Consider the following 15,895-nt stretch of genomic DNA (forward strand, 5'->3'; position numbering starts at 1 on the left):
CATGACGGGCGGGAGAGGCCGGCGTCAGACGACGCGGCGCGCGGCGAGGACGTCCCAGTCCTTGATCGCGGTGATCCGGACGGGCTTGGATGTGCGCGGGGCCTCGATGACGAGGCCCTCGCCGAGGTACATGCCGACGTGCTCGGGGCGCGCGGCACTGCCGCGGCTGAAGAGCAGGTCACCGGGTTTCAGGGCCTTCATGGCGACAGCCTTGCCCTCGTTGACCTGCGTGTACGTGGTCCGGGTGAGCTGGATGCCGGCGTGGGCGTATGCCTGCTGCATCAGCGAGCTGCAGTCGCAGCGGCCCATCGGGTCGGGTCCGTGCGGCGCGGTGCAGCTGCCGCCCCACTGATACATCGTGCCGAGCTGCTGCATCGCCCAGACGATCGCCTTGCGGGCCCGCGGGTCGGTCCCCGCGGGGATCTTGTAGCCCTTCGGGACGGCGCCTTCGGGGATCGGACCGAACGAGGAACCGTCGTCGGTGCTGCAGCCGGACGTCGAGGGGGTGGCCTCAGTGCTCTTGCCGGCACTGTCCTTGCCGGCGCCGGGGAAGGTTTCGGCAATGGCCTTCTGCAGCACGGTCGCCAGCGGTTCCCACTGCGCGTACGCGTCCGGATAGCCGGACCTCTGCACGGCCTGAGCCGCCTGCGTGAGGGTCATCTGCTGCCAGCCGTCGACCTTCAGCAAGTGCTTGTAGAACTGCTCGGAGGCGTAGACCGGGTCGTGGATCTCCTCAGCGGTGCCCCACCCCTGGCTGGGGCGTTGCTGGAACAGACCCAGCGAATCGCGGTCCCCAGCACCGAGGTTGCGCAGCCGGGACTCCTGCATCGCGGTGGCGACCGCGATGATCTGGCCCTTCTTCGGCACGTCGAGGCTGATGCCGGTGGCGACGATGGTCTGAGCGTTGGGGATCTGCTCAGCGGGCAGGGTGAGGCCCTCGATGTGGACGTCCTTGGCGGAGGCGCCGTCGAGGATCTTGGTGACCTGATCGGCGACAGCGTTCGTGTCCAGGTCGGTCATGCATTGGAACGCGCTGCTCCTGGCCTGGGCGGCTTCGCTGGAGGAGGCCATCATCATGGCCGCGCCGCCGAGGAGGAAGGGGGAGAGGAAGACGACGCCAATACCGGCGGCGAGCGACTTCAACCGGTACGGCCCGCTCGCGCGGCGCCGTTGCGGGGCAGGGACGGGGAACGAGGCGTCATGGACGTGTCCTTCAAGGTGCGGTGCCGGACTGCCGCGTACGCGAGGCGTGGTGGAAGGGAACGCGGCAGGCCGGCGGTGGGCGATAGGGGCGGGCCGGCACGGGCGAGTTGCCGCTCGCAGAACGGGCCGGGCCGTGAACTAGGTATGCCGGGGCAGGGGAAACCTCCGCGAGGCGTGGTGGGGATGGGCCAGCGGCGGTGTGCGCCGGGCGGTTGAAAAACTGTAGGCCCGGATCGCCGGTTGACCAAAAAGCCGGCGTGAGGGGTCGGAATCCGACCCCTTGTCAGTGCACTTTTTGGTTGACCGGCGTTATGCCTCTACAGTTTTTGGACTCCCCTCGCTCTTCCCTGGTCTGTGGCCTTGGGCTTCTGCATGCCTGATTTCCGCCCGCGGGGTTCCGCGTGCGCGACGGGGGTTTTCCCGCACTCTCCCACCCGAATCGGGGTACCTCTTTGCCTTTTTCCCTGCACCACGGCGACGCGCTGAGCGTTCTCGCCACCCTGCCGGATGACTGCGTCGACTCGGTCATCACCGACCCGCCGTACAACTCCGGCGGTCGGACCGCGAAGGAGCGCACCTCCCGCAGCGCGAAGGAAAAGTACACGTCCGCCGACGCCGGCCACGGCCTGGCCGACTTCACTGGCGAGAACATGGACCAGCGCAGTTACGGCTTCTGGCTCACGCAGATCATGACCGAGGCCCAGCGGCTGACGAAGACCGGCGGGACGGCGCTGCTGTTCACCGACTGGCGTCAGCTGCCCATCACGACGGATGCGATCCAGGCAGCCGGCTGGCTGTGGCGCGGGGTGCTGGCCTGGCACAAGCCACAGGCCAGACCCCAGAAGGGCCGGTTCACACAGAACTGTGAGTTCATCGTCTGGGCGTCCAACGGGCCGATCGACGCCTCCCGTAACGCCGTCTATCTGCCCGGCCTGTACTCGGCTTCGCAGCCCTCGGGCGCCAAGCGCCAGCACATCACGCAAAAGCCCGTCGAGGTGATGCGCGAACTGGTCAAGATAGCCCCGCCGGGCGGAACCGTGCTCGACTTCTGCGCCGGCTCCGGCTCCACGGGCGTCGCCGCGCTACTGGAAGGCCGCGACTTCATCGGCGTGGAGAAGACCAAGCACTACGCCACCATCGCGACCGACCGGCTCACCGAGACCGTCCGTCAGACCCTCACCCAGGATGACGTCGTCCTGACCGCCTGAGTCATCAAAGCCGTTCACTGAAGTGAATTTGGGGCCCTTGCCCAGATGTCGCCCGGGCGCCTCCCCAACAGCCGTCCGCACATTGTCGAGGGCCCGTCTTTCCCTTCTTCCCGGCTTCAAGGAGGCCCGTCTTTTTCATGCCTGAATCCGTAGAACCCCACGGCGATGGGGAGTTGGACCCGATAAGGATTCCGGATCCCCACCTCGAAGGAATCGAGGCCCGCGTCCGGAAGCTCATGGAGCAGTCCGCCCAGCAGGCCCAGCAGCTCGACCACCTCGCCGCCGGGCCGACTCCAGGCCCATCACCGTTCGCCGCGTTCGGCATGCCGGGGCTCGGTGGCCCCACCCCGGCCGCTCCGCCCGAGCCGCGCCCGATTCTGGAGCTGGAGGGCGAGGAGTACGAGGACGAACTGGACGCCCTGAGCGACTGGGTCGACGACTTCCTGATGCCGGTGTATGGAGGCGAGGTCACGACGGCGGCACCCTGGTGCCTGCAGTGGCAGGAGCACGACGACGTCGTGGCCTGGCTCCACGCGCTGTGGCTCGCCTACCAGCAGCACAAGGATCCCGAAGCCGGCCTGAGCGGGCTGTTCGTATGGCACCGGGACTTCCTCACCCACGCCATCGCGGCGATCCGGGCGCCCGGCGGTCCGCTGTCGGCGTGCATGACCTCTCCGGAGCGGCCCGCGCACCGGCTCCTGCCCGGCCCGCCGCCCTCGGCCCGCACGGAGAAGACGGACCCGGCCGAGACCGGGACACCCGGCTCCGGTAAGCCGGGCGAGCCGACGTCATGAGCGCGGGGCAGCCGGCTTTCGGCCTCAGCTTCGATCCCCGGGCTCTGACCGACCTTCTCCAGGCCCCCAGCGACATCCGCGACCTGACGCTCGCGTACCTGCAGGACGTGGTGAACGCCGAGCGGTTCGGGATCAAGCTGACCGGCGACCTGGAGGGCTACCGCAAGTTGTTCGTGGATTCCCGCAAGGAGTGGCGTGTCGTCTACGCCGTGCGCCCCGCACCGCCGACGTCCGCGCACCGCAACGACATCCACGTCGTGGCCGTCCGGCCACGAGCGGGCAACGACGTCTACGACACCGTCGGGCAACGCCTGGGAATGGCCCGCCGGCCCCTGAGCGCCCGCACCCACGCTGCCCGCGCCCGCTCCCCGCAGCTCACCGCTCTCGGGCCCGTGCCGAAGCCGGGACCGCTGCCCTCCGCGATGCCGGGCCTGCCCCGCCCGGCCCACGCTTCCCCGCAGCACCACGCCCGCTGACACCAGGAGCACCCCTATGCCCCCTGATCCCGCGCCGGGAACAGCCCGGCGCGCCATCTCCCCACTCGACCTCCGAGTTGAGGCCGCGACCGGCCACGACATAGACACCCTCTGAGCCTATCGCGACCGCGGCGTCCTCGACGAGCCGCACGCACGCCTGGTCGACCGGCACCGCGAGCTGGCCAAGGCCGAGAGCAGAGTGACCTTCCACCGACAACTCCTGAACCGGCTCACCAGCGGCGAGTTCCCGGTCGACTCCGCCCTGCTCGCTCGGATCGACCGCGCGGCGCATGAACTGGAGGAGGCCGCCGGTGAACGCGACGCTGCCACGGCGTCAGTGATCGCAGCCCTGGAGCCGATCGAGCATCTCGCCCGCACCACTCAGCCGGACGGTCACGAACCGCTTCCGGCAGCCGACCAGGCGGCGCTGCTGGCCATCGCCGGCGGCGCCAAGCTGCACGAGCATCTCCTGTCCGGCCGGATGTCCGTGGCCACCGCCTCCGGCACCCGGATCCCGTACACCCACCTGCAGCGGCTCGAAGCGGCCGGGCTGGTCTCCCGCGACACCAGCCACCCGGTCCACGCCGGGCAGCCGGTCGCCTTGACCGACGCCGCCCGCGCCGCACTGGCCGACAGCCGCCCGCCCCCGACCGCCGCCCCGGCCAGTGCCCGGCCCGGCGCCTGGCCGACCGCCGCCAGTCGCCGCCGCTGACCCCCGCCCACCTAGCGAAAGGCCCTATGTCCCCACCCGAACCGGACTTTCGGCTGGACGACTTCGAGGCCGCCGACGAGCGGACCGAGGAGGCGTTCTCGCACGCGATCGGGATAGAGCAGGACATGCTCACCGCACTCGCCGAGCACCACACCCCCGACGGGGCGCAGAGCTACTACATCCTGCACAACCGCGCCGTCACCTGGGGCATCCCAGGTGAACCGCAGCTCGTCGCCTTGCACCTGCAGCGGGACATGGAGCGACGGACGTTCCGCTTCGAGCACGCACAACTGCCCCTGCCCGCGATGGCGCAGTCCTGGCTCATTCACCGCGGCTGCCCACCAGATGCCATCGGCCTCATGCCCGGCATGGGAACCGCGCCTGCGGATGAGACGACCCGCGCGCTGGAGCAGCGGCTCATGGACGACGGGGATCACTTCGCGCTCCTGCACAGCTACACCCGGGACGACCCCGACGACATGACCACCGTCGTCGTCCTGCGCGCCCTCGATGAGCGCAGCCCCGCGCCATTCCGCGTACTGCACGAGGAAGCGGACACCGACGCGGGGACCCACACGCTGCGCGAGGGCGGCTTCGCCACCGTCGCCGAAGCCCTCCAGTGGTGCGCCAACCGCCTGGGCGGAGAGGCCGCCCCTTTGCCCCCCGTGCGGCTCATGGCCCGCTCCACCGGGCCCTCGGGCACGGTGCCGGCACCCCCTGCGCAGCGCCCGCCAGGCCGAAACCGCTGACCCTCAAATCCGCTGAGCGGGCCGAAACATAGCCGACGATCGCCGGTTAGCCAAACCGGCGAATCCGTGGACTCTTATACCGCCGGCGGGGCGAAAGCCCCGTCCGCCTCACTCGGCATTCCCATTCCCTGCATGGAGGTTACTTCCGCATGCGCTCCACTCGAATAGTGATCTCCGCCGCGATGTTCGGCGCACTCGCTCTGCCATTGCTGTCCGCCCCCACCGCCAGCGCGACACCTGTCGCCACCGCGGCGACCGTCTCCAGCGCCAGCAGTTGCCGGACCAGCCCGCCGCTCCCCTACACGGTCCACACGAAGGCCGTGACCATCCGCTCCAAGGCGTCGGTGAAGTCCACCAGCTTGGGCATCCTCTACCGCGGTCACAAGTTCACCGTCCACAAGACCAGCGGGAACTGGCACTACATCACTGACAAGACCACCGGTGTGAAGGGCTGGGTTTCCGGCACCTACGTCTACCGCGACGTCCGCATGTGCCTCGACTGATCAAATCCCTCAACTCCGAACAGTAATAGACGAGTTGATCCGTCCTTATTCGTTGTCCTTCTCCATGGAAGGCCATCATTTCCCGTGCCTTTTGAAAAGGAGTTCTCTGTGTCCGACGGCATAGAGGATGTCGTGGGCGTGCTCACCGAACAGATCGAGCGCCGCTTCGCGATGAGCATGGACGAACTGACCGCCGCGGTCGCCGCGGCGCCGGACGCGAACCCCGAAGCCACCGACATCGTCAAGTGGCACGGGCTCCTCACCGAGTCCCAGGCGGCGCTCGGGCGTGCCGAGGACGACCTCCTCGCCGCGCTTCAGAGGCAGCCCAGCGAGGTCGACGACCCGACGCTGGACCTCGCTCACCGCGTCAATGCGGCCGTGACCACGCGTGACGGGCGGGCCCTGGTCGTGCGCTGGCTCCTTGACCCCGACGCTCCGGGGAAGAAGGACCTCGCTGCCGAGCGTCTGGCCCGCCTCAATCGTGGGTCCCGCCCGGGCCCGGCTGTGCCCACCAGCGCGCCGGTTGCCCGGCCCGCGACGGCGCCCGCCACCGGCCGAGGAGCCCTGCGGTGAACGTCCGCGACAAGCCCTGCACTCAAGACGGCAGGCTCCGGGAAGTCTTCGGCGCCCCGGTCGCCGACCTGTACGAGACGGCCGCCGGCCCGGACGCCTCCGCCGCGCTGACCCGGGCGCTTGAGATCCGCTCGTTCCTGGCCCTGGCCGAGGAACAGGTCGCCCGGATCTGCCAGCGCGTGCACGAGGCGATGAGGCCCGGGCACGACATGGACGAACTGTCCGCGGACCAGCTGCGGATGGACGCGCAGTGGCTGGAGGCGGCGCTCAGCGCCCGCGACGGCTACCGCACCGCCCTCGGCGACCTGCTGCGCACCATGCCGCCGCCGGGCCAGCAGACCCGACCGGTCCGCATGACCCAGCAGACGATCACCACCACCCTGCCCCCTGCCACCGCCGCCCCGGCACCCCAGCGTGCCGGGGCGGCCCGGGAGCGCCGACCGTGAAAGACCCCGCCGCTTGCCCCACCCCACGTCCGCCCAGATTGGCTCACGCATCGAGGAGTTGTACGGCGCTGCGCTGACCGACCTCGAAGCCCACGCCCAGGACCAGCCGCCCGGCATGCTCGCCGCGCTCCTTGGCAGCCACGACCGGCTCGCCTTCGCCGAGCAGAGCATCACCTTCTACCGCGAGCGGCTCGAGCGGCTCGTCCATCCCGAGCGGCAGATCGGCGCCTTCGAGGTGTCGCACATCTTCGACTGCGCCCGTCGCCTCGCCGAAGCCGTCGCTGTCCGCGACACCCAGGCCGCCACCACCCAAGCGGTCCTGCAGAGCCTCGGCCGCACGGACGCGCCGGCATCGCCCACCGCTTCCACGCCTTGTGCTGTTCCCGCTCCGCCCGTGCCGACCGTGAGCGCTGCCCCGAGCCGCTGACCGATCGGGCCCCAGCCCTTCCTCACTCAGGAGTTCCTCCCTTTGGCCACCACAGGTCTGCCACCCGCCGTCGATGCCGATGTCGCCCGGGTCACCGAAGCCCTCCACATGATCACCCCGCGCTGGAACGTGCGGATCCTGCTGGCCCTGAACGAGCCGCCGCAGCGCTACACGCAGATCGCGAACAAGCTGCCCTACCTCCACAGCGGTCAGCTGCACCCGAAGATCCGCTCGCTGTGCGACGCCGGCCTCATCGAGCGCACCGAGCACTCCGCCCACCACGTCACCTACGGCCTGACCCAGCGCGGCCGACAGCTCCTGCCGGTGCTGGCGGCGATCGCCGCCTGGGCCGAGGAGCACCTGGAGCAGCCGGAGCAGTCGCTGTCCGCGATCGAGCAGATCGAGGACAGCCTCACCCTCCTCACCCGCCGACAGGCACCCGCGATCCTGTGGGTGCTCAAGGCGCGCCATGAGGTCAGTGCCCGGGCCCTGGCCCGCATCGTCATCCCCGACGGCTACTGGACCAGCATCTACCCGCCGCTGCGCCAGCTCATGGACGACGGCCTGGTGGTGACCGCGGGCAAGGGCCAGCCCTACCGCCTCTCGCCGGGCGGTGACGGACTCGGTCATGTCTTCGGCGCGCTGTCCATGTGGGCTGCCGGACGGCCGATGGACCACGCGGCGAGGCACCCGCTCTGGGGCCGGCCGGATCGCAGGGCCATGACCGCTCCTGGGACGTGGGTCAGCCACCCGTCCCGGCTTCCGGTCCCCTCCGCCCGTCAGGCACCCGCTGTGCAGACCCATCCCGCCCATCGCCCGGCCTGGCAGAACGGCGACCTGTTCTCCCACGCCACAGCGGCCCGCCCGATACCCGCCCTGTTGGCCGGAGGGGTCCGCCGATGATGCCAGCCCTCTCTCCCCAGCAGCTGCAGGTCGCGTGTACGGAGCTGTCCTCGGCTGGCCTGATTCGCCTGGTCAGCGAGATCGACGACCATGGGGCCATCCCGCCCCGCGCGCTGGCATGCACCCTCACGGACCTCACCAGGGACCAGATCCGGCAGGCCACCGAGCAGGCGGACGCACTCGGACTCCTCGACCGCTCGCATTCCGGCCTCGGGCTCACCCCGGCCGGAGGGGACCTTGCCGACCTCTACGACGCGACCGCCCGCTGGGCCCGGCGCAACAACTACCCGGCACCGGTCTGCGACTTCGCCGGGCGTATCCGCCACACTTTCGCCCTGCTGGGCGAGCCAGCTGCGAATCCTCGCCCCACAGAGGGCGAGGCCGACGCCGAACTCGGCCGTGTCCAGCGGCTGCTGGCCGAATGGATCCACACGCACCAGCCCCCGCAGATCCGCGGCGACCACGGCGTTGCCGCGTGACGCCGGACGCCGTGGAGCGTTCCGCCGCCGTGCTTAGGCGCAGTCTTTATCTGCCGCGCGGGGCGGATGCCGCCGCCTTCGCGATGACCACCTACGGCATCCCCCTGCTCGTCCTGGCCACCACCAGATCGGCGGCCCTGACCGGGCTGGCCTTCGCGCTGGAGTGGATCCCGAGGATAGGGGCGTTCACCGTGGCCGGCACCCTCGTCGACCGCTACGGCACGGCCCGCGTCTTCCGTGCCGCCTGCCTCGCGCGGGCCCTACTCGTGCTCGCCTCCGCCGCCGTTCTCACGGCCCTCGAAGCCCGAACGCTGGCCGCGACGGTCACGGTGATGCTGCTCGCCGCCTCGACCGGTGTACTCACCGAGTTCAGTTTCGTAGCGGCTGAAACGGTCGGCAGTGAGGCAAGCCGGAAGGCCGGCGATAGGGCGCACCGGGTGCAGTCCGTCCTGCTAGGGATCGACCAGACCGCCACTCTGGCCGGGCCAGCGGTCTGCGGCCTGCTTCTGGATCACGGCGGACCGGCGGCCATGCTCGGCACGCTCGCGAGCTTCTCTCTCCTCGCCGCTGCACTCGGTTCCCGCGTGCGCACGGCGCCGGTCGGCGTGGCCTCTGCCAAGCGGGGGCTGCGGGCGGGCTGGGCGATGCTGGGTTCGCTGCCGGCGCTCGCCTGGCTGGTGGGCGGCCTGGTCGTCTCCAACGGAGCTATGGCCCTCCTGCAGGCCGCCGTACCGGTTGTCATCGTCACCGAGATGGACCACTCCAGCGCGGATGTTGGACTCATCTGGTCCGCCGCAGCTGCCGCCTCCCTGCTCGCCATCACCGCCTCCCGCAGGGCGATCGACCGCTGGGGCCTGTGGCTGGTCGGCGCGGTGGCTGCCACGGTCGCAGCTGCAGCGACGTTCGCCGTCGCCCAGGCCGACACCTACCGCGGCTACCTCCTGCTGATCGCCATCGTGATGGCCGGCGAAGGGAGCCTCACGGTCGTCCTGCGCACCCTGCGATCGCGTCTGATCCCGCCCGAGGTGTTCGGCAGCACCCTCGCCGTGACGGTCCTGCTGCTCCTGCTGCCCTTCCCCGCCGCCGGCCTGCTCGTCGCGGCCGTGCCACCAGCGCAGCTCGGGCACGCCATCACCGTTGCCGCCGTCCTGCAGGCCCTCGGCTTCGCGGTCGCCTTCGCGCGCCTGCGCACCCTGCCCGCGCTGCGCACATCGCTGGCCTGACCCTCCCGGTACGGAAGGAGCCTTCGTCGCTCATGTGCACCATCACGCCGACCGGACTGCCCGGCCTCGACCTCCCGCACCACGGTGTGCGGCCGACGATCACCGAGCAGTTCCACGCCTTCGACTCCCAACACCCCTGGGTGGACCGGGCTCTGGAGCAGCTCGTTTCGTCCAGCGCCTCGCGACCGGCGCGACACGGGTCGGCATGAAGGCGCTGTTCGAGGCCCTGCGCTGGCGCCACCCGCACGGCGTGAAGGGCCTCACCAACAACTACACCGCGCTCTACGCGAGACGGCTGCTCGACGCGCACCCGGAGTGTGCCTGCGCCATCGAGGTCCGCCGTCGGCGCAGCCCGTGACCACCAGCCAGCACACCCCATCCGCCCCCAGATCCTCCGAGGAGCCTTCTTGTCCGACCGCCCTGTCGTCCTGGTCGTGGCCGCGGCCGACATGGAAGCCGAGTCGTATCGCCGCTACTGCCTTGAGTCCGTGGCCACCGCCTACGACGTCTTCCTGATCACCAGTGATGAACCCTCGTGGGAGGTGCCGTTCATCCGAGACTGCGTGGTCGTGCCCGACCCCACCGACCAGGCGGCGCTGTCCGCCGCCGGCCGGACTCTGGCCGACCGCTACGAACTGGCCGGCGTGTTCACCTGGACCGAGTGGTACCTCGTCCCGGTCGCCCGCCTCGCTCGCCAGCTCGGCTTGCCCACCACGGCGCCCGAGGTGATGCAGGCATGCCGCAACAAGGCCACCGCGAGGAGCCTGTTCGCCCGCCACGGTGTCCCCTCGACAGCATCGGTGAGCGTGCGCACCCGCCAGGAGGCGCATGCCGCGGCCGAGCGGATCGGCTACCCGGTCGTCCTGAAACCCGCCGCGCACGCGGCGAGCATGGGCGTAATCCGCGTGGACAGCTCCGAACAGGTCACCGTCGCCTACGACTTCGCCGCCCGAGCCGCCGGCCTGGGGACGGAGAGCACGAGCGTGCTGGTCGAGGAATACCTCGACGGACCCGAGGTCTCGGTCGAATGCGTCACCTACCGGGGCCAGACCACCGTAGTCGCCATCACCCGCAAGACCCTCAGCGCACCCCCGTTCTTCGAAGAACTCGCCCACTCGGTCGACGCGTCCGACCCGCTGATCGACGTGGCCGCCCCGGCGGCGCGGGCCGCGATCGACGCGCTCGGCATCACCGACGGCGTCAGCCACGTCGAAATGCGCCTGGTGCACGACCGGCCCCGGCTCATCGAGGTCAACGGCCGCATAGCCGGGGACCTGATCGGCCATCTGGTGCGCCTCGCCACCGGCATCGACCTGCCCCGTGCGGCGGCCGACATCGCCTGCGACCGCGCCCCCGACCTCACCCCCACCCGGAATTCGGCCGCCGCGATCCACATGATCTATCCCGAGACCTCCGGCACCCTGACAGCCCTCCGCTTCGACGGTCCCCGGCCGCCGTGGATGGAGCAGATCTCTTTCCAGCGCAGCGTCGGCGACCGGCTGCTGCTCCCGTCCGAGGGAGACCTGTTCTCCGCCCGAATCGGCTTCCTGATCACCACAGGCCCCTGCGCCGAAGACGCCCGGCACCGCGGCCAGGAGGCGCTGCGCGCCCTCACCTTCGACGTGGCGCCCCACCAGAACGGCCAGGGCACGAGGGTGGATCCCCTCACATGAAGACGGCACTCCTCACGGACCGCCGCAGCCGTGGCTTGCTGACCGGCTACTTTCTCGGCCTCGGCGTGGTGATGGCCATCTGGGGCGCCCGGATGCCGGCCGTTCAGCAGGCCGCCCACCTGAACACCGCCCACCTGGCCCTGGTGCTGCTGGCCGCCGCGCTCGGCATGGTCGCCGGACTGCAGGCCGGAGGCCGTCTTGCCCAGCCAGAGCGCCTTCCTGCCCTGCTCACCTCGGGCGCCGCCGGCCTTGCCGGATGCCTCGCCCTCCTGGGCCGGTGCGACAGCCTGCCGTCCCTGCTCACCGCCGCCCTTGCGTTCGGTATCGCGCACGGTGTGCTGGACGTGGCCGTCAACTCCGCGGCGGTGCGCTGCCAGAACGCCGCAGGCAGACCCATCATGTCCTCGCTCCACGCCGCCTACTCCATCGGCGCCCTCGTAGGAGCCGCCCTGGCAGCCGTCACCGCCCACATTGCGCACAACACCCTCTTCCTCGCCACCGGTCTGGCCCTCACATGCGCCGCGCTCGCTGCCGCCCCCGCAACCCTCTCCCTGAACGGCACGGATCAACCAGCTGCACCCGCCGGCCCCGGGCAGAGCGAGGCGCGGCCGGCAGTCTCCTCCGGGAAGCTGTGGCTGCTGGGCGCACTGGCCGCCTCGTGCCTGCTGGGGGAGGGAGCGGCAGCCGACTGGGCCGCCGTCCACCTGCACAGCCTGGATGCCTCAACGGCCGTGAGCGCAGCCGCGTTCGCCCTCTACAGCGCGGCCATGGCCACCGGACGCCTGACCGGAGACCGGCTCACCACAGCCTTCGGCACCCCCTCGGTCGTACGGGTCGGCGCGATCCTCGCCGGGACCGGGCTTGCCACCGGCGTCGTCACCGCTAGCACGCCGTTGGCGCTGGCCGGCTGGGCCCTGTTCGGGCTCGGCCTGTCCATCACCGTTCCCTGCCTGATCACGGCTGCCGGAGTCGGCGGCCCACGGGCCGTGGCCACGGTCGCCGTCACCGGCTACCTGGGCCTGCTCGCCGGACCTGCCCTCATCGGCGCCCTCGCCACCGTCACCACCCTGTCCACCGCACTGCTGCTGCCCGCCCTGCTCGCAGCCGCCGTCGCAGCGCTGTCCCATCGAGCCCTGGAGAAACCCACCCCTTGACCCTCACCACCGCGAATTCCGCCCTCGACGCTGTGATCCTCGACTACAACGGCGTCATCGGCATCCAACCCGAGACCGAGCAGTGGCGTCACCTCGCCCGCCTCGCCAACCGGCCCGACGACATCGCCTCGTTCCAGAACGCCTTCTGGAACGCCCGCGAGGCGTACGACGCCGGCCAGCTGAGCGACCTGGCGTACTGGGCCCGCGTACTCGGCTACCACCCCGGCCCGCGCATGCTGCGCGAACTGCGCGCCGCCGATACCGCCATGTGGACTCAGGTGGACCACCGCGTTGTCTCCGTCCTACGACGCACCCACCAGCTCGGGCTGCCGATGGTGCTGCTGTCCAACGCCCCGCACCCGCTCAGCGATGTCCTCGACACCCACGACTGGTGCCGCGAGCTGATGACCCAGGCCCTGTACTCAGCCCGGCTGCAGGTGTGCAAGCCGGACCCGGCCGCCTACCGACAGGCCATGGACGCCACCGGCGCCGCAGACCCGCAGCGCGTGCTGTTCGTCGATGACCGGGCGGACAACTGCCGCGCCGCCGCACGCCTCGGGCTGCGCACGCAGCACTACACCGGCCAGCCCGCCCACCTGGAAGCAGCACTGCTGCCCCGCACCAGCTGACCCGACCCCGAACGCCTACCTCTCAGGACCCGCGTGCCAACCCACGACGACCTACACACCATCGACGGGGACGTCTACGTCTCCCCGCGCTATCTCGCCGGCACCACCGGGATCGGCGACCCCGCCCTCGCGCCCCTTCTCGACCTCGGCTGGGAACTGGAGAACGACGACCTCGGCAACGCCTACGTCCACGCACCCGACCGCAAGGTCCGCCTCGGCTACCTGCCCGAAGGCGAGGACGACGGACTGTGGCGCATCAACGCCTACAGCGATCCCTTCGGCCCGCCGGCCTGGGGCGTCTGCTTCAACGACTCCTGCCCGACGGAGTTCGTCACCGCGTTCACCACCGCGCTCGCCAAGGCGTACGAGCAGGGCCCGACCGCCTACCTCGCGACGCCGAAGCCGGGCAGCACGGACCGCGACCCGTTCCTCGCCGCCGTACCACTCATCAACCGCGGCTGGCAGATCGACCACCCCCGGTGGGGCGTCTTCGCGATCCATTCGCCCGACGGCTACGCAGGGCTGGAGTTCACCACCGGACGCCTCAACCCGCAGACGGAGTTGACCACCCGCGACGCCCGCTGGCAGCTGTGGGCCGGCACCTCGATCGACCGCCCGGCCTGGTACGCCACCGCCAGCACCGACACCCCCGTGGCCCTGATCAAGGCCGTCACCGAGTGCGTGTCCGATCCCGCGCCGCTGCCCCGCTGGCGGGAGGAAACGTACAGCTACGTGAAGGGCATGGCCCAGCTCACCCCGGTCATCCCACCCCGGTCCTCGGCCCCGACACCGCTCGACGTCCAGCGTGCCGCCGCCCGCCGCCCGGCCGCCCTTCCTGCTTCCAGCGTCCCGCGCTGGAGTACCACCAGCCGGCCCGCTCTGCCCGGCCCCGGCCGTTGACCACCTGCCACCTCACCGTCCGACCGGAGGCATCCGCTTGGCCCTGTACGCCCGCGAGTTCTTCATGGAGCACCTGAAGCTCCCGTTCACCGAGGCAGGAGTTGTCGGCAGCACCTACTACGCGACCCCCGTTCCCGGCGGCCCGCTGAGGCTGCGAATCGACTTCGCCCGGACCATCCGTGCAGACGAGTACAACGGCCTGCGCCTGGCCACCATCCACCAGGACAGAGGCGAACTCGACGCTGCGGTGCTGCGGTTCGAGGATCACAAGACCTTCGACCACCGCGACGCATCTCAGGGCCGCAGTCCGAGGGAATCGGGGTACGGCACCTTCCAGGAGTTTCGCGACCGTCCCGACTGGGTGCCCTGGGAACACGCCCACACAGACGGACTGCGCAACGCCATCGAGCAGTACGTCTCCGTCTGGTTCCCCGGCGCCTGGAAGACGCCCGCGCCGTCACGTACCTCGGGCCGCACCGCCCGGAAGGCCCCGTCACCGCCGACCGCCCGCAGCGGCACTCGCTCCCGCTGAACCGTCGCAGCCCCGCGCTGCCGCCCCTTCGTCATCCTCTTCTTCGTTAAGGAGTTCCTGCTTGCGCATCACCCCTGCCCGCCGCCTTCCCGTTGCCGCCGCCGTCGCCGCGGCGGTGACCAGCACCCTCACCTGGGCCCCGACCGCAACTGCCCAGCCGACCGAGCCGACGCCCTCCGCTGCTGTCACCGACACGCCCCAGCCCGACGCGGGCAGCATCGGCATTGTCAAGAAGGATCCGGCCGGCGACATCCTTGAAGGCGCGGCCTTCCTCCTCCTCGACGCCGCCGGCCAGGAGACCGGCAGCGGCACCACCGACGCCCAGGGGCAGCTGACCTTCACCGGTCTCGCCCCCGGCGTGTACCGGCTGAAGGAGACCACCTCAGGCAGCCCGCTCCACGATGTCATCGCCGACCAGGACGTCATCGTCACCCCCGGCGCCACCGCCCGCCTGACGATCGTCGACCCGTTCAAGCCCGCCCAGGTTCTGCTGAAGGCCAAGGACAACAAGACCGGCAAGCTCCTGCCCGGCGCCACCGTGAACATCGGCACCGGCGAGAAGACCCTGCTCACCCTCACCACCGGCCCGAAGGGCACCGCCACCGGCGAACTCGCTGTGCCCAGCCGCAAGGCCGAGTTCTGGGTCAAGCAGGTCAAGGCCCCCAAGGGCTACGAACTCTCCAAGCCCGTGAAGACTTTTACTGCCGGACCCGGCGCCCCGGTCACCGTGACCGTCACCAACACCAAGACCGCCACCACGCCCAAGCCCACCGAGAAGCCGACGGACCAGCCGACCGCTAACCCGTCGATGCCCACGGACAGTCCGGCCGGGAGCACTTCTGGCGGGTCCCCGTCCAATCCGCCGGCCACCGGCACACCGGACACTGACACCTCGGTCATCTCGTCAGCGGACGGGACGGATCCCGCGTCACCGAAGACTCCGGTCGGTTCGCTCGCCCACACCGGCGCCGACGCCACCCCGTGGATCCTCGGCGGTGCCGGACTCATGCTCGTCGGCGGCATCGGCGCGATTGTCGCCGCGCGTCGCCGTACGGGCTCCGAGCCCGAGCCGGACGAGAACGCCGACACGAACTGACCGGCCTTCCCCCATGCCAGGCCCCTGGGACCGAGTCCCGGGGGCCTGGCGCGCATCCATGCTCTTGCGCCAATCGTGGGGCTTGGGGGAAGCGCGTTTCCGTAGCGCTGAGTGGGCGCAGCGTGTTCCTTACAGCCAGCCTGCTGTACCACCGCATCCGCAACCTCGGCATGAGCAGCGCCCAGCTCGCCGAGGAAGCCATCCTCCCCGAATCT

General features: G+C 70.6%; 21 protein-coding genes. 20 read left to right on the top strand and 1 reads right to left on the bottom strand.

All coding sequences use genetic code 11. The features are described from left to right. Positions 1-24: 24 nt before the first annotated feature. Positions 25-1,143 carry a C40 family peptidase gene (locus ACIBAF_RS21445; RefSeq protein WP_399464826.1) on the bottom strand — a complete coding sequence of 373 codons (1,119 nt, stop codon included), beginning with the start codon at positions 1,141-1,143 and terminating at the stop codon, positions 25-27. A 512-nt stretch (positions 1,144-1,655) separates the two neighbouring features. Between ACIBAF_RS21445 and ACIBAF_RS21450 the strand changes: the two genes are divergently transcribed. The 20 genes from ACIBAF_RS21450 to ACIBAF_RS21545 all read left to right on the top strand — a co-directional run bounded on the left by ACIBAF_RS21450 (position 1,656) and on the right by ACIBAF_RS21545 (position 15,680). Then, positions 1,656-2,411 carry a DNA-methyltransferase gene (locus ACIBAF_RS21450; RefSeq protein ID WP_399464828.1) on the top strand — a complete coding sequence of 252 codons (756 nt, stop codon included), beginning with the start codon at positions 1,656-1,658 and terminating at the stop codon, positions 2,409-2,411. Between the two features lie 236 nt (positions 2,412-2,647). After that, complete coding sequence (locus tag ACIBAF_RS21455) at positions 2,648-3,205, top strand: DUF4913 domain-containing protein (RefSeq protein WP_399464982.1); 558 nt, start codon at positions 2,648-2,650, stop codon at positions 3,203-3,205. Then, positions 3,202-3,681, top strand: coding sequence for a hypothetical protein (locus ACIBAF_RS21460; protein ID WP_399464829.1), 480 nt, complete (start codon positions 3,202-3,204; stop codon positions 3,679-3,681). The genes ACIBAF_RS21455 and ACIBAF_RS21460 overlap by 4 nt, the downstream gene beginning before the upstream one ends. Before the next feature lie 199 nt (positions 3,682-3,880). Then, positions 3,881-4,393, top strand: coding sequence for a hypothetical protein (locus ACIBAF_RS21465; RefSeq protein ID WP_399464831.1), 513 nt, complete (start codon positions 3,881-3,883; stop codon positions 4,391-4,393). Positions 4,394-4,419: 26 nt separating this feature from the next. Continuing rightward, entirely contained in the window at positions 4,420-5,142 is a 723-nt protein-coding gene (locus ACIBAF_RS21470; protein WP_399464832.1) for a hypothetical protein, read from the top strand. 149 nt (positions 5,143-5,291) lie between these two features. Then, complete coding sequence (locus ACIBAF_RS21475) at positions 5,292-5,645, top strand: SH3 domain-containing protein (RefSeq protein WP_399464834.1); 354 nt, start codon at positions 5,292-5,294, stop codon at positions 5,643-5,645. A gap of 108 nt (positions 5,646-5,753) precedes the next feature. Further along, positions 5,754-6,218, top strand: a complete 465-nt coding sequence (locus ACIBAF_RS21480) for a hypothetical protein (protein ID WP_399464835.1) — start codon at positions 5,754-5,756, stop codon at positions 6,216-6,218. Then, the gene (locus ACIBAF_RS21485) at positions 6,215-6,664 is read left to right on the top strand and encodes a hypothetical protein (protein ID WP_399464836.1); all 450 of its coding nucleotides are present in this window, start codon (positions 6,215-6,217) and stop codon (positions 6,662-6,664) included. Before ACIBAF_RS21480 ends, ACIBAF_RS21485 begins: the two co-directional genes overlap by 4 nt. A 13-nt stretch (positions 6,665-6,677) precedes the next feature. Beyond that, a complete protein-coding gene (locus tag ACIBAF_RS21490) occupies positions 6,678-7,091 on the top strand; it encodes a hypothetical protein (RefSeq protein ID WP_399464838.1) in 414 nt (137 codons plus the stop codon). Between the two features lie 42 nt (positions 7,092-7,133). Then, positions 7,134-7,994, top strand: coding sequence for a winged helix-turn-helix transcriptional regulator (locus tag ACIBAF_RS21495; RefSeq protein WP_399464840.1), 861 nt, complete (start codon positions 7,134-7,136; stop codon positions 7,992-7,994). After that, complete coding sequence (locus ACIBAF_RS21500) at positions 7,991-8,473, top strand: hypothetical protein (protein WP_399464841.1); 483 nt, start codon at positions 7,991-7,993, stop codon at positions 8,471-8,473. The genes ACIBAF_RS21495 and ACIBAF_RS21500 overlap by 4 nt, the downstream gene beginning before the upstream one ends. 83 nt (positions 8,474-8,556) lie before the next feature. Next, positions 8,557-9,696 (top strand): MFS transporter, encoded by a 1,140-nt coding sequence (locus ACIBAF_RS21505; protein ID WP_399464983.1) that lies wholly within the window; start codon positions 8,557-8,559, stop codon positions 9,694-9,696. Between the two features lie 32 nt (positions 9,697-9,728). Beyond that, positions 9,729-9,905, top strand: a complete 177-nt coding sequence (locus ACIBAF_RS21510; protein ID WP_399464842.1) for a hypothetical protein — start codon at positions 9,729-9,731, stop codon at positions 9,903-9,905. Beyond that, entirely contained in the window at positions 9,902-10,054 is a 153-nt protein-coding gene (locus tag ACIBAF_RS21515) for a hypothetical protein (protein WP_399464843.1), read from the top strand. Before ACIBAF_RS21510 ends, ACIBAF_RS21515 begins: the two co-directional genes overlap by 4 nt. A gap of 91 nt (positions 10,055-10,145) precedes the next feature. Then, positions 10,146-11,369 (top strand): ATP-grasp domain-containing protein, encoded by a 1,224-nt coding sequence (locus tag ACIBAF_RS21520; RefSeq protein ID WP_399464985.1) that lies wholly within the window; start codon positions 10,146-10,148, stop codon positions 11,367-11,369. Next, positions 11,366-12,523 (top strand): MFS transporter, encoded by a 1,158-nt coding sequence (locus tag ACIBAF_RS21525; RefSeq protein WP_399464844.1) that lies wholly within the window; start codon positions 11,366-11,368, stop codon positions 12,521-12,523. The genes ACIBAF_RS21520 and ACIBAF_RS21525 overlap by 4 nt, the downstream gene beginning before the upstream one ends. Beyond that, positions 12,520-13,152: an HAD-IA family hydrolase gene (locus ACIBAF_RS21530; protein ID WP_399464845.1), complete on the top strand. Its 633-nt coding sequence runs from the start codon at positions 12,520-12,522 to the stop codon at positions 13,150-13,152. The genes ACIBAF_RS21525 and ACIBAF_RS21530 overlap by 4 nt, the downstream gene beginning before the upstream one ends. A 33-nt stretch (positions 13,153-13,185) precedes the next feature. Next, positions 13,186-14,052, top strand: coding sequence for a DUF317 domain-containing protein (locus tag ACIBAF_RS21535; protein WP_399464847.1), 867 nt, complete (start codon positions 13,186-13,188; stop codon positions 14,050-14,052). 37 nt (positions 14,053-14,089) lie between these two features. Continuing rightward, positions 14,090-14,584 (top strand): hypothetical protein, encoded by a 495-nt coding sequence (locus tag ACIBAF_RS21540; protein ID WP_399464848.1) that lies wholly within the window; start codon positions 14,090-14,092, stop codon positions 14,582-14,584. A gap of 61 nt (positions 14,585-14,645) precedes the next feature. Beyond that, on the top strand, positions 14,646-15,680 hold the full coding sequence (locus ACIBAF_RS21545; protein WP_399464849.1) for a SpaA isopeptide-forming pilin-related protein: 1,035 nt from the start codon (positions 14,646-14,648) through the stop codon (positions 15,678-15,680). Positions 15,681-15,895 lie beyond the last annotated feature (215 nt).

The sequence above is a fragment of the Streptomyces sp. NPDC051677 genome (assembly GCF_044453465.1).
In the GTDB taxonomy this organism is placed as follows: Bacteria; Actinomycetota; Actinomycetes; order Streptomycetales; family Streptomycetaceae; genus Streptomyces.

Bases quoted from the DNA above. Each gene is read 5' to 3' on its own strand.
- ACIBAF_RS21455 (WP_399464982.1), top strand. From the start codon at position 2,648: ATGGAGCAGTCCGCCCAGCAGGCCCAGCAGCTCGACCACCTCGCCGCC.
- ACIBAF_RS21460 (WP_399464829.1), top strand. From the start codon at position 3,202: ATGAGCGCGGGGCAGCCGGCTTTCGGCCTCAGCTTCGATCCCCGGGCT.
- ACIBAF_RS21470 (WP_399464832.1), top strand. From the start codon at position 4,420: ATGTCCCCACCCGAACCGGACTTTCGGCTGGACGACTTCGAGGCCGCC.
- ACIBAF_RS21475 (WP_399464834.1), top strand. From the start codon at position 5,292: ATGCGCTCCACTCGAATAGTGATCTCCGCCGCGATGTTCGGCGCACTC.
- ACIBAF_RS21500 (WP_399464841.1), top strand. From the start codon at position 7,991: ATGATGCCAGCCCTCTCTCCCCAGCAGCTGCAGGTCGCGTGTACGGAG.
- ACIBAF_RS21505 (WP_399464983.1), top strand. From the start codon at position 8,557: ATGACCACCTACGGCATCCCCCTGCTCGTCCTGGCCACCACCAGATCG.
- ACIBAF_RS21510 (WP_399464842.1), top strand. From the start codon at position 9,729: ATGTGCACCATCACGCCGACCGGACTGCCCGGCCTCGACCTCCCGCAC.
- ACIBAF_RS21515 (WP_399464843.1), top strand. From the start codon at position 9,902: ATGAAGGCGCTGTTCGAGGCCCTGCGCTGGCGCCACCCGCACGGCGTG.
- ACIBAF_RS21520 (WP_399464985.1), top strand. From the start codon at position 10,146: ATGGAAGCCGAGTCGTATCGCCGCTACTGCCTTGAGTCCGTGGCCACC.
- ACIBAF_RS21525 (WP_399464844.1), top strand. From the start codon at position 11,366: ATGAAGACGGCACTCCTCACGGACCGCCGCAGCCGTGGCTTGCTGACC.